The 11,840-nt window shown below is 73.5% G+C and carries 15 protein-coding genes; 12 read left to right on the top strand and 3 right to left on the bottom strand.

Annotated elements, in window-relative coordinates:
• Positions 1-450 precede the first annotated feature (450 nt).
• The 3 genes from ACFTWP_RS15735 (at position 451) to ACFTWP_RS15745 (ending at position 3,067) form a co-directional block, all read left to right on the top strand.
• Positions 451-1,536, top strand: coding sequence for an S-(hydroxymethyl)mycothiol dehydrogenase (locus ACFTWP_RS15735; RefSeq protein ID WP_380265079.1), 1,086 nt, complete (start codon positions 451-453; stop codon positions 1,534-1,536).
• Complete coding sequence (locus ACFTWP_RS15740) at positions 1,533-2,165, top strand: MBL fold metallo-hydrolase (RefSeq protein ID WP_380265080.1); 633 nt, start codon at positions 1,533-1,535, stop codon at positions 2,163-2,165. Before ACFTWP_RS15735 ends, ACFTWP_RS15740 begins: the two co-directional genes overlap by 4 nt.
• A gap of 107 nt (positions 2,166-2,272) precedes the next feature.
• The gene (locus ACFTWP_RS15745) at positions 2,273-3,067 is read left to right on the top strand and encodes an aminotransferase class IV (protein ID WP_380265081.1); all 795 of its coding nucleotides are present in this window, start codon (positions 2,273-2,275) and stop codon (positions 3,065-3,067) included.
• A gap of 183 nt (positions 3,068-3,250) precedes the next feature.
• Here the strand turns inward: ACFTWP_RS15745 and ACFTWP_RS15750 are convergent, their stop codons facing one another.
• The gene (locus ACFTWP_RS15750; RefSeq protein ID WP_380265082.1) at positions 3,251-3,757 is read right to left on the bottom strand and encodes a DinB family protein; all 507 of its coding nucleotides are present in this window, start codon (positions 3,755-3,757) and stop codon (positions 3,251-3,253) included.
• A gap of 60 nt (positions 3,758-3,817) precedes the next feature.
• On the opposite strand from ACFTWP_RS15750, the gene ACFTWP_RS15755 reads away from it, so the two are divergent.
• Positions 3,818-3,973 carry a hypothetical protein gene (locus tag ACFTWP_RS15755; protein WP_380265083.1) on the top strand — a complete coding sequence of 52 codons (156 nt, stop codon included), beginning with the start codon at positions 3,818-3,820 and terminating at the stop codon, positions 3,971-3,973.
• Positions 3,974-4,286: 313 nt separating this feature from the next.
• Positions 4,287-5,174 (top strand): DUF4190 domain-containing protein, encoded by an 888-nt coding sequence (locus tag ACFTWP_RS15760; protein ID WP_380265084.1) that lies wholly within the window; start codon positions 4,287-4,289, stop codon positions 5,172-5,174.
• 192 nt (positions 5,175-5,366) lie between these two features.
• Here the strand turns inward: ACFTWP_RS15760 and ACFTWP_RS15765 are convergent, their stop codons facing one another.
• Positions 5,367-6,692 (bottom strand): helix-turn-helix domain-containing protein, encoded by a 1,326-nt coding sequence (locus ACFTWP_RS15765; RefSeq protein ID WP_380265085.1) that lies wholly within the window; start codon positions 6,690-6,692, stop codon positions 5,367-5,369.
• A 299-nt stretch (positions 6,693-6,991) separates the two neighbouring features.
• Between ACFTWP_RS15765 and ACFTWP_RS15770 the strand changes: the two genes are divergently transcribed.
• Positions 6,992-8,248, top strand: a complete 1,257-nt coding sequence (locus ACFTWP_RS15770; RefSeq protein WP_380265086.1) for an Ig-like domain-containing protein — start codon at positions 6,992-6,994, stop codon at positions 8,246-8,248.
• A 213-nt stretch (positions 8,249-8,461) separates the two neighbouring features.
• Here ACFTWP_RS15770 and ACFTWP_RS15775 read toward each other — a convergent pair whose 3' ends face one another.
• On the bottom strand, positions 8,462-8,917 hold the full coding sequence (locus ACFTWP_RS15775) for a MarR family winged helix-turn-helix transcriptional regulator (RefSeq protein WP_380265087.1): 456 nt from the start codon (positions 8,915-8,917) through the stop codon (positions 8,462-8,464).
• Positions 8,918-9,036: 119 nt separating this feature from the next.
• Here ACFTWP_RS15775 and ACFTWP_RS15780 point away from each other — a divergent pair, with 119 nt between their 5' ends.
• From ACFTWP_RS15780 to ACFTWP_RS15805, 6 genes are all read left to right on the top strand, one after another.
• Positions 9,037-9,459 (top strand): nuclear transport factor 2 family protein, encoded by a 423-nt coding sequence (locus ACFTWP_RS15780; protein WP_380265088.1) that lies wholly within the window; start codon positions 9,037-9,039, stop codon positions 9,457-9,459.
• A 160-nt stretch (positions 9,460-9,619) separates the two neighbouring features.
• The gene (locus ACFTWP_RS15785) at positions 9,620-9,748 is read left to right on the top strand and encodes a hypothetical protein (RefSeq protein ID WP_380265089.1); all 129 of its coding nucleotides are present in this window, start codon (positions 9,620-9,622) and stop codon (positions 9,746-9,748) included.
• Positions 9,749-9,801: 53 nt separating this feature from the next.
• Positions 9,802-10,230 (top strand): pyridoxamine 5'-phosphate oxidase family protein, encoded by a 429-nt coding sequence (locus ACFTWP_RS15790; protein WP_380265091.1) that lies wholly within the window; start codon positions 9,802-9,804, stop codon positions 10,228-10,230.
• A gap of 197 nt (positions 10,231-10,427) precedes the next feature.
• A complete protein-coding gene (locus ACFTWP_RS15795) occupies positions 10,428-10,595 on the top strand; it encodes a hypothetical protein (protein ID WP_380265092.1) in 168 nt (55 codons plus the stop codon).
• Positions 10,588-10,797, top strand: coding sequence for a hypothetical protein (locus ACFTWP_RS15800; protein ID WP_380265093.1), 210 nt, complete (start codon positions 10,588-10,590; stop codon positions 10,795-10,797). The genes ACFTWP_RS15795 and ACFTWP_RS15800 overlap by 8 nt, the downstream gene beginning before the upstream one ends.
• A 355-nt stretch (positions 10,798-11,152) precedes the next feature.
• The gene (locus ACFTWP_RS15805) at positions 11,153-11,788 is read left to right on the top strand and encodes a response regulator transcription factor (protein ID WP_380265094.1); all 636 of its coding nucleotides are present in this window, start codon (positions 11,153-11,155) and stop codon (positions 11,786-11,788) included.
• Positions 11,789-11,840: the final 52 nt, after the last annotated feature.

Here is an 11,840-nt window from a genome sequence, read left to right on the forward strand (position 1 = left end):
ACGGGAGACTTCGGCTGCTGGGCGGGTGGATCCCTCCTCGGTTGCTCGGTTGCTCGGTTGCCCGGTTGCCCGGTTGCCCGGTTACCCGGTTGCCCGGCCGTCCGGTCCCCGGCCGTCCGGCCGTTCCGGTGCGTGGTCTCCGGACGGTCCGGAGCGCGGGTGCGGTGACGCGTGGGCGGGCCGCGGAGGCGGTGCGAGGCCGGGCTCCGTACGACCGTAAGTGGGCGGCGTGTCCTCGGGCAGCGGCAGATCCGGCCATCAGCGGGCGGTTCCCGGCGAGTTCGGCGCCCGGCCCCGGGAGCGGCCCGGCGGCGCCGGCGGCGCATGGGGTTCGGCGGATCACCGGCCGGGATCGGGGAGCGGCCGGGGCTCCGGGGATACGCTGCGAGGGCCAGCGGTATTTCGAGGTCCCGGCGCGCAGTCGCGCCGGCCGACGGAGGTGGGAACCGGATGTCCCAGCAGGTGAAGGCAGTCATCGCGCGCGCCAAGGGCGCACCCGTGGAGGTGACGACGATCGTCGTACCCGACCCGGGCCCGGGCGAGGCGGTGGTCAGGATCCAGGCGTGCGGGGTGTGCCACACCGACCTCCACTACCGGGAGGGCGGCATCAACGACGAGTTCCCGTTCCTGCTCGGCCACGAGGCCGCCGGCGTGGTGGAGTCGGTCGGCGAGGGCGTCGGCGAGGTCGCTCCCGGTGACTTCGTCATCCTCAACTGGCGTGCGGTGTGCGGGCAGTGTCGGGCCTGTCGGCGCGGCCGGCCGCAGTACTGCTTCGACACCCACAACGCCAAGCAGAAGATGACCCTGCTCGACGGAACCGAGCTGTCGCCCGCGCTGGGCATCGGCGCGTTCGCCGAGAAGACGCTGGTCGCGGCCGGCCAGTGCACCAAGGTCGACCCGGCGGCGGCCCCCGCGGTGGCCGGCCTGCTGGGCTGCGGAGTGATGGCGGGCCTCGGTGCGGCCGTCAACACCGGTGGCGTGGGCCGGGGCGACTCGGTCGCCGTGATCGGCTGCGGGGGAGTCGGCGGCGCGGCCGTGATGGGCTCCCGGCTGGCGGGCGCGGGGAAGATCATCGCGGTGGACATCGACGACCGCAAGCTGGAGACGGCCCGCCGGCTCGGCGCCACCCACACGGTCAACTCCCGTACCACCGACGCGGTGGAGGCGATCCGCTCGCTGACCGAGGGCAACGGCGCCGACGTGGTGATCGAGGCGGTCGGCCGCCCCGAGACGTACAAGCAGGCGTTCTACGCCCGCGACCTTGCCGGGACGGTCGTCCTGGTCGGCGTCCCCACACCGGAGATGACGCTGGAACTGCCGCTGCTGGACGTGTTCGGGCGCGGCGGCTCGCTGAAGTCCTCCTGGTACGGCGACTGCCTCCCCTCGCGGGACTTCCCGATGCTGATCGACCTCTACCTCCAGGACCGCCTGGACCTGGGCGCGTTCGTCACCGAGACCATCGAACTCGACGCCGTGGAACAGGCCTTCGACCGCATGCACCAGGGCGACGTGCTCCGTTCGGTGGTGGTCCTGTGACCGCCGCGCGCGTCGAGCACCTCGTCACCGCCGGCACCTTCGAGCTGGACGGCGGCAGTTGGGAGGTCGACAACAACGTCTGGATCGTCGGTGACGACCGGGAGGCCGTGGTGATCGACGCGGCCCACGACGCCGACGCCATCGCCGCGGCCCTCGGCGACCGCCGGCTGGTCGCCATCGTCAGCACCCACGCCCACAACGACCACATCGACGCCGCCCCGGCCCTCGCCGCGCGGACGGGGGCGCCCGTCCTGCTGCACCCGGACGACCTGCCGCTGTGGAAGCTCACCCACCCCGAGCGGCTGCCGGACGGCGAACTCGCCGACGGGCAGGCCATCGAGGTGGCCGGCACCACCCTGACCGTCCTGCACACCCCCGGCCACGCGCCGGGCGCCGTCTGCCTGTACGCGCCCGAGCTGGGCACGGTCTTCACCGGGGACACCCTCTTCCACGGCGGCCCGGGGGCGACCGGGCGCTCGTTCTCGCACTTCCCGACCATCATCGACTCGATCCGCGAACGCCTCCTCACCCTGCCGCCGGAGACCGTGGTGCGCACCGGCCACGGCGACTCCACCTCGGTCGGCGCCGAGGCGCCGAGCCTGGCCGACTGGATCGCCCGCGGGCACTGAGCACCGCCGGGTCGTGGCCCGCGCCCGCGCCCCGGCCGGGCGCGGGCCACGGCGCGGTCCGGCGGAACCCCGGCATCCGCCGGTCGCGGTCGCCTAGGCTCACCGGTATGACTGTCGCCCAGCAGCTGACCGTGGAGGTCGACGGCCGCGCCGCGACCGTCGACGACCTGACGTACCTCGCCCTCGGCGGGTACGGGCACTTCACCGCCATGCAGGTACGAGGTGGCCGTACCCCCGGGTTCGAGTACCACCTGGCCCGGCTGGACTCCGCCACCCGGGAGCTCTACGGCGAGCCGCTGGACGGTGACCGGGTGCGTGCCCTGATCCGGCACGCGCTCGACACCCACGGCGTCCGGGACGCCTCGGTGCGGGTCCACGTGTTCCGCCCCGCGGACGACGACCCGGGTGTCCGAGTGCTGGTGTCCGTCCGGCCGCCGGGCGCCGCCCCCGCCGAGGTGGTGGGCCTGCGCGCGGTCGACTACCAGCGGCCCGTGGCGCACATCAAGCACACCGGCGGCTTCGGCCAGGCCTACTACGGGCTGCTCGCCGCGGCCGAGGGTTTCGACGAAGCCCTCCTGGTCGGCCAGGGCGGTGTGGTCGCGGAGGGGGCGGTCACCAACGTCGGCTTCGTCGAGGGCGACGCCGTGGTCTGGCCCGACGCACCGGCTCTCCAGGGCATCGCGATGCAGGTGCTCGCCCGCGAACTGGCCGCCGCCGGGGTGGAGTCCAAGCGCCGGCCGGTCTTCCTGAGCGACGTGGCGTCGTTCGACGGTGCCTTCCTCACCAACTCGCGCGGATTCGCCGCGGTCGGCCGGATCGACGCCGTCGACCTGCCGCTGGACGCACCGCTTCTGGCGACCGCGCGGCGGCTGCACAGCGAGGCACCCTGGGACGAGATCTGACCGGCCCGCCCGTCCCGGGGGTGACCGGTGTGACGGGTGGGGCCGGGAAGGGTGGCGCGGCCTGCCCATAGCCGGCCCGGGTCCCGGGAGTCGGCGGCTCCCGGGCGTCGGTCTCGGGCCGTGCGCGGCAGCCGGCCGCGCTCTTCCGCCCCGGTCCGGCTCCAGCCGTGATCTCCGTCGGATCTAGGTGCCGGCGGTGCCGTCGAGCATCTCGCGCAGGATGTCCAGGTGGCCGTTGTGGCGGGCCGTCTCCTCGGTGAGGTGCAGGAGGATCCAGCGCAAGTCGACGTGAAGGCCGTTGCCGAGGGCTCGCTTGGCCTGATCGTCCAGGCTGTTCGCACGGACCAGTTCGCGGTGGCGGGCGCTCTGTTCGGCGTATTCGTCGAGCAACTGCGGGAGTGGGAAGTCGACGGCGATCCGCATCTCGCGGTCGGGGTCCTCGTCGGTCCAGGGACCCTGGTCCTCCTCGCCGAGGAAGACCACCCGGAACCAGTAGTACTCGACCCAGCGGAGGTGGTTGATCACTCCGCTCATGGTCATCAGCGGTGAGAGCGGCAGAAGTGCCCTGCGAGCGTTCTCCGCCGAGACGCCGTCACATTTGGCGCGGGCGGTGTCACGTGTGTAGTCGAGGAACGTGGTGAGCTGGGTACGCTCGTCCCACGCGGGCGGCGTGTCGTCGATTCTTGTCATCGCGCGAAGCGTCCATGATCGCCATGCCCGATGTCGAGGCATTATCGGCGGTGCGTGGCCGTGGACGCTGCCGATCTCGGCCACCGCACCCGGACGAGGTCTGGGTGCATCCCGCTGTCCGCCGGCCGGCACGGCGCCGATCCGCGCACCTTCGAGCACGCCGACCGGGCGGTGCTGCCGGGCGGAGCCGGGTGCCTCACCTACACGGGGAGCTGACCGCTCCCCACCTGCGGAGAAACGAGTCGCCATCTGGGTGCTCGTCAGGCAGACTGCGGGGTTGACCTGAACATCCGTTCACGGCCCGATCCACCCGAAGGACCGCCGTATGACCGCACCCGTCCAGCCCGGCACCCCGCAGGCCGCCGGAGAGCCGGCCGCTTTCGACCCCTGGGCGCCGCCCGCTCCCGGGGTGACGCCCGGGTCGGAGCCCGCCCCGGTTCCGGTTGCGGATGCAGGTCCGGCTCCGGCGGCGGCGCCGGGCATACCGGAACCGGCTCCGGCCGCAGTTCCGGTCCCGGTCCCAGGTGCGGTGCCGGGTCCGGACCTGAACGCGGGGGCGGGCACGGGCGTGCCGTACTGGCCGTTCCCGCAGCCCGCACCGCAGCCCCGCAACGGGCTCGGTGTGGCGGCCATGACGCTCGGAATCGTCAGTGCCGTCCTCGGACTGATGATCGCCTTCTTCTGGCTCGCCTGGCTTCCGGCGCTGCTGGCCGTCATCCTCGGCGCCGTCGCGCTGAGACACGTCCGCAAGGGCCTGGCGAGCAACCGCGGCATGGCCCTCACGGGCGTGATCCTCGGTGCCGTCGGGCTTCTCGCCTCGGTCGCCAGCGGGGTGCTCGTCGTGGTGCAGGTGCACAAGCTCAGGGAGGAGCAGCGCGTTGTGACGGCTGCCGCCGACGCCGAAGCGGGGCGGCAGCGCGACAAGCTGGCGCGGCAGCGCGAGGAGGCGGCGCGGCAGCTCGCCCTGTTGGAGGCCGAGGAGCAGAAGCGGGCCGCGGACGAACGGGCCCGAAGGCTGTCGTTCGGCGGGTCCTACACGTACGAGGAGACCGGGCTGAAGATCAGCCTGGCGGCTCCGCAGCCGTTCGTCCCGGACGAGTCCGTGTTCAAGGCCCCTGAGAACGCGAAGGTCGTCGTTCTCGCCGTCACCCTGGTCAACACGGGTTCGACGCCGCTCTCGCTGCGCGGCTCGCAGTCGCTCTTCGTCAAGGACGCCAACGACAAGCTGCTCTTCCCCCTGATCGACATCACTGGCCGGATCAGCCGGATCCCCGCCTCCCTCGACCCCGGCCAGTCGGTCGCCGCCCAGGAGGTGTACGCCCTGCCCAACGGCTCGTCGGACACCATCGCGGTCCAGTTCGACCACGGCGACGGCTTGAAGCGCCGCAACGTCATCTGGACCGGCTCCCCCAGCTGACCCGCCCGACCGGGTTACGGTTCGAACGGCCGGGCTCGTCGCTGTGCGTGGGGAGGAATTGCGGCCGGGACGCCCCCGGGCCGGTTGCGGGGACGGCGATCCAGCCGGGAGTGCGCCAGATTCTCGCCGGTGAGCAACGGTCGTTCCGGGTCCGGCACCGGAACGACCGGGCCGTCGGGTGCCGCGTCGCCGTCACTGCTGGAACTGGCTCGGCTCCCAGGCATGTCCGTCGATCGGGTGGACGTACAGCGGCCGGCCCTTCACCGCGCTGGTGCGGAACGGCGTGCCGTTGCCGAGGTCGACGGGGAGCGTCCCCTTTCGGTCGCCGCTGGACCACTCCAGTTCCAGGTACCAGGACACGTCGTGGGAGGTGGTTCGGGCGGTGATCTCGATGACTTCGGGGTCGCCCTCGCTCACCTTGAGCGGCAGGCCGATGCTGCCCTCGGTCACGACCGGCCGCGGGCGGGCCGCGTCGAGGTCGAGGTCGTAGGAGTGGACGTCGACTCCACCGCCGCAACCCTCGCCCATGGCATAGGCGTTCCAGGCGAGGGGAGCCGCGATCCGGGCGACCCGCACGTTGAGGCCCGACAGCACCACGGTGTCCTTGCCGGTGCCCTGCACGACGATCTCGATCGACAGGTAGTGGCCGGGAACCGCGCCGAGCCGGGAGACCCAGCCCGCCACGTCCGCCACCTGGGGCGGTCGAGGGACTGCGGACGGCGGTCGGTCGACCAGGTACTGGTCGCACGCGGTGTCCCACCCGGCGGGCTTGACCGAGACCTTGATCGGAGCGCTCGTGTCCGCCGCGCTGGTCGGCCCCGGCGAGCCCGCGCCCGCGCTGGCGGAAACGGAGGTAGAGGCGGCGGTGGGGGTGGAGGTGGCGGCGAGGGCCGGTGAGGACGGCGCGTCGAGGCCGCCCGGGGTCGGGGATCCGGCGGACGACCCGCCGGCTGCGACCCGCCCAGGGTCGGCGTCACCGCCCGTCGCCGGCTTCAGCCCCGTGGCGACGGCCCCGATGGTGGCCAGCACCACGGAGACCGCCACCGCGGCCAGGATCCCCCGGTGGCGGACCCGCCACCGCTGCGGCGCCACCCCGGGGACGCGGTCCGGTTCGGCGCGGGCGGCGAGGACCGGTCCGGGCTCGTCGCCACCGCCGTCCGGTGTCGCCTGCGCCCGAGCCTCCACCTGCGCCTGGTCGTCAGCCTCCGTCGGGCCCGCCGGACCTGACGGTTCGGATCCGGACGACGTCCTGTTCCCCCGCGCCGCGTGGACGACGACCCACAGCCGGTACAGCTCGACGAGCTCCTCCGGCGTCGCCCGGCACAGCCGCGCGAGGTGGTCCAGCGGGGCGAACTCCGTCGGCACCACGTCGCCGGTGCAGTAGCGGTGGAGCGTCGAGGTGCTCAGATGCAGCCTCTTCGCCAGCGCGCCGTAGCTGAGCCCCGAGCGGCTCTTCAGCTCCCCGAGCAGCCGCGCGATCTCGTCCCGCTCCCTCAACTCCCCGAACCCCTCCGACACCGTTCCTCCACCCGTTCCTTCATCCCGCTCGTGCGACCCGCAGTGATCGGCGCGGTCGCCGCCCCCTGCGGCCGGCCCGCCGTGCGGCGATCTCCGAGACAGAAGCACGCCGCTCCCGCTCCCGCGGTTCCCACCGCCGGCCACGCCGTCCCCCCGTCCCATGGACGCGTCCCAGGAAGGTTACGTCTTCCCTGCTCAAAGTAGGTAAAGGCGTCCCCGCGTCCCAGATCGGGCGCCGGCCGTTGCTGCTGGGACGAACCGGCCGACAAGCTCTTGGTGATCACCGAGAAGGAGCAACAGTGAGCACTGTTCAGGCGGCCAGGACCGCGATACGAACCGGCGACCGATTCCAGCGCGGCGCGGTGGCGCTGACGATGGGCGGCGTCCTGCTGATGACCGCGGCCTGCAGCGACCCCCACGGCGAGGGCGCCGAGGCCCCCCGCGCGACCGGCACCGCTGCGGCAGGCGGCCCGGCGGCCACGACCACGGCCGAGGCCGCGCCGAAGACGTCGGCCGCGGTGCTGGCCGTCGAGCCGAAGGACGGCGCCCAGGGCGTCGCCCCGAACGCGCTTCAGGTGTCCGTCTCCCACGGGAGGCTCACCACCGTCGACGTGACCGACAAGAACGGCAAGCCCGTGCCCGGCTCGCTCACCGCGGACGGCACCGGCTGGAAGCCGGCCGCCGCGCTCGCACCCGGCACGGCGTACACGGTGAACGCCCAGGCGACGGACGCCGACGGCCTCGCGGCCGCCGCCACCACCGCGTTCACCACACGGGCGGCCGACAAGCAGGTCTCCACCAACGACAACATCGGCGACGGCCAGACCTACGGCGTGGGCATGATCGTCAAGGTGGAGTTCAGCACGAAGATCGTGAACAAGGACGCCGTCGCCAAGGGCATCACCTTCGCCGCCGACGACGGCACCGAGGTGAAGGGCCACTGGTTCGGCGACGATCGCTTGGACTTCCGCCCGGCCGAGTACTGGAAGCCGGGCACCAAGGTCACCATCCACTACCGGCTGAAGAACGTCGAGGTCTCACCGGGCGTCTACGGCGACGTGGACAAGGACGAGCCGTTCACCATCGGCCGGTCGCAGGTGTCCACCGCGGACGCCGCCGCGCACCAGCTCACGATCGTCCGGGACGGCAAGACCACCACCGTGCCCGCCACGCTCGGCGACGAGAAGCACCCGTCGTGGGGCGGCACCATGGTGATCATGTCCAAGGAGAAGATCACCCACATGAACTCCCGGACGGTCGGACTCGGCGACGAGTACGACATCCCCGCCGTGCCGCACGCGATGCGGCTGACCGGGAGCGGCACCTACCTCCACGGCAACTACTGGTACAAGGGCGACCCGTTCGGCAAGGCCAACACCAGCCACGGCTGCGTCTCGCTCAAGGACGTGGAGGGCGGCAGCGACACCTCCGTCGCGGGCGCGTTCTTCAACGGCTCGCTGATCGGCGACGTGGTCAAGATCGTGAACTCGAAGGAGAAGACCGTCGCCCCCGACAACGGACTCGGCGGCTGGAACCTCCCCTGGGCGAACTGGTAGACCGGCCCACCCGACCGCACCCCCTGCCCCGACCGCGCCTCCTGCCCCGACCGCGCCTCCGCCGCGTCTCCCGCGCCGCCCGCGCCGCCCGTGACGAACAGGCCGGGGGACCACCGCGGACCGGTGCCCGCGGGCAGCGGGGCCCGCACCGCGAACCGTGCCGACGCCCGCCGGGCCCTTGACGGTCAGTCGTGGTCGCCGGGCCCGTGACGGTCAGTCGTGGTCGGCGGCGAAGGGTCCCTGCTCGACGAAGCGGCGCAGGAGGCGGGCGAAGGTGCGGGCGTCGGCCTGCGGCCAGCTGGCGAGCGAGTCGTCGACGGCGTCCGCGAGTCGTTGTCGGGTGGCCGCCACGACGGCGTGGCCGTCGTCGGTGAGGGCGAGCAGGGTGGCGCGGCCGTCGGCCGGGTCGGGTCGGCGTTCCAGCAGGCCGGCCCGCTGCAGGCGGTCGGCGCGCCGGGTGACGGTGGTGCGGTCCAGTCCGATCTCGCGGCCGAGGTCGGCGGCGCTGTACGGGCCGGTGCGGGCCAGTCCGCTGAGGACCGGATAGGTGAGGTCGTCGACCGCCTCCCCGAGTCCTTCGGTCAGTCGGGCGTAGAGGTGGGCGCGGGTGCTCCGCCGCAGGAGGAGTCCGAGGGCGTGGCCGATGTCCTGTCCGGTCGAATCCGTCACCCCTCCAGATTAGCGTGCGCGGCACACGCTTTTCCGCTACGGTCATAAGCGTGCTTCAAGCACGCACCTGGGAGCCGGGCCGCATCGGTCCACTCCCGCACGCGACCGGAGGAATCCCCATGAACCGCACCGACATCGACATCCACACCGGTGTCCGTACCGGCATCCGCGCCGCCCTCACCGACCTGCTCCTCACTCCGGGGCTCGACCTGGACGAGGCCGCCGACCGGCACTTCGCCCCCGACTACCGCCAGCGCACCGACGGCAGCTGGGCGGACCGCACGGAGTTCCTCGCCCACATCGCCCACCTGCGCACGGTCGTTTCCGGCGGCTCGGTCGAGGTGCACGACGAGCTCGCGGACGGAGACCGGTACGCCGACCGCCACACCATGGAGGTCGTCAAGACGGACGGTTCGACGGTCCGCATGGAGGTCTACGTCTTCACCGAGTTCGCCGCGGACGGCCGCTTCCGCCGGATCGAGGAGACCACCCTGCTGCTCGAAGGCTCCGAGGCCGACCGCGACCTCGGCAGCGCCCGCTGAACCCCCTCGGTGCCGATCCCCGGCGCCGGAGGGCGCCCTCGACCACGGCATCGCCGAGCGGATCCGGTGCCCCACCCCGGTCCGCGACGCCGCCGAGGACGAGTTCTTCCAGGGCCGGCCCGAGCAGCTCCACGAGCGCCTCACCTGTCTCAGGACCCTGATGCTGTCCACCGCCGAGGACGGTGCCGGCGCGTATTGCCACCCCGGCGTGATGCGCCTCGCCCTCGTCCGCGTCCACGACCGGCTCGACGACACCCTCACGCATGGAGCCGTGGTCGCGGAGGGGTGATCGTTCCGAGGATCGGGGGCTGCCGGGTGCGGACCGGGTCGTACGATCCCAGCATGGTTCACGACCCGAGCAACGCCGACGACGTCTTCCTGGCCTTCTGGCGCGAGCGACTCCTCGCCACCCTGACCACCACCCGCCCCGACGGGACGCCGCACGTGGTGCCGGTCGGCGTCACCTACGACCCGGAGGCCGGCCTGGCCCGGGTGATCACCAACCGGGCCAGCCGCAAGGCCCGCAACGTCCAGGCGGCCGGTCCGCAGGGCCTGCGGGTCGCGCTCTGCCAGGTGGACTGGGCGCGCTGGTCGACCCTGGAGGGCGTCGCGGTGGTCCGCGACGACCCGGCCGCCGTCGCGGAGGCCGTCCGCCGCTACGCCGAGCGCTACCGCGAGCCCAGGGTCAACCCGGACCGGGTCGTCATCGAGGTCAGCGTGGACCGGGTGCTGGGGCGGGCCTCCGTCCTGCGGGCGGCCGGCATCGCCTGAACCGGCGGCAGCGGCGGTGGCGGTGTCAGGGGGCGCCGGGCGGCGGCGGGACGACACCTGCGGGTCCGGGCCGGGACGGGACGTGTTTAGCCGGTGTTGATCGAGGCGGTCTAACGTCGCGTCAGCTCCCGCGCCGGGAGCGCCGGTCGGCCTCCGGGCCGGTCACCCGACCACGCGGCAGAATCGAGACCTCCGGCATGAACCGACCCAGCAGACCCGCGGCCGAGGCCCCGGCGGACGACCAGTCGTCGGACCGGGACGCCGCCAACCTCCGCTCCCTGCTGTCGGGCCTGGAACGCTCGCTGGAGGCGGACCGGTGGCGTGCCGCGGGCCTCGCCGCGGACGGGCCGGCCCCCGGTGAGTGACCGCGTACTGCCCTCGGCGACCTTCGTCGTCCTGCCGCTCTGGGAGCGGGCCGCCGGCCCCGGCCCTGCCCTCGCGTTCCCCGTGCCCGGCGGTCGGCCCTACCCGGACGCCGGCGCCGGTGCTCTGCCGGGCCCGCCGGCCGGGCCGCTGCCGGTCAGCCGGCCGGTCACCCGGCCGCAGGGTCGGCTGCCGGTGGCCTGACAGTCGTGAGGCCGACCTCGGAGCTGCCGGGCCGGGGCGGTCGGATGCCCGGGTGCGCGTCCGGCGGGATCGCCCCCGCCCTCCGCCGCCCCGCTGAGGCGTCGTCAGTGCCGGCGGATGTCGGCGGGAGTGTCGAGCGGCGGCCGGTCCGCCGGGGACCGGTGGCGCCGCCGCCGACGGTGGCGGGTTCCACGTCGTGCGGCGGGGCATCGTCACCCCTTTACGAAGTATTTGCCGTTTCGCAGGGGTCCCGGCGTGCCGTCGGACGGTTCGGGGCGAAGACTGGAGACAGCGAGGGCCCCGGGCCCCCGCGCCGGTCCGGCGCGCGGAGCGTCGGCCGTACCGAGGACCAGCCATGAGCGCCGAGGTGAAGCGGGTCGCCGTCGTGGGCGACTGTCCGCTGTTCCGGCGCGGCCTGGCGCAGGTGATCGACGCCACGCCGGACCTGGTGCTGGCCCTGGGCGCGCGGTCCGTCGACGAGGCGCAGGGCCGGCTCCGGCCCGGTGACGTGGTGCTCGTCGACCTGCAGTTACCGCCGGCCGACCTGTCGGCTGCCGTGTACCGGCTGGCCGGGCAGGGGGCGGAGGTGCTGGTGCTCTGCTCGACCCTGCAGGCCGACATCGTGCCCCCGATGGAGGCCGGCGCGCGCGGCTGCCTGAGCCGGCAGGCGGGCGAACTGGAGCTGCTGGCGGCGATCAGACTGGTCGGCGCCGGTTGCGGCTACGTGTCCGCCGCCCTCGCGGTGCGCCGCTGGTCGGAGCCGCAGTGCCGGATCACCGGGCGGGAGCGGCAGATCCTGGAGCTGGTCGCCAACGGCGAGACCGACCACGGGATCGCGCAGCGGCTGGGGATCAGCGAGCACACCGTCCACTCGCACCTGGACCGGCTGCGCGACAAGATCGGGTCCCGGCGGCGGGCCGACCTCACCCGGTTCGCCGTCGCCCACGACATCGTGCCCAACTCCGAGGTGGGGGAGGTGGAACGCCCGTAGTCGGGGGTGGTGGCGCCGGCCCCGTCCGGTGCGCCCGCGGCCGGGTGGGCCG

This window comes from Kitasatospora sp. NPDC057015 (assembly GCF_042673745.1).
GTDB lineage: Bacteria > Actinomycetota > Actinomycetes > Streptomycetales > Streptomycetaceae > Kitasatospora.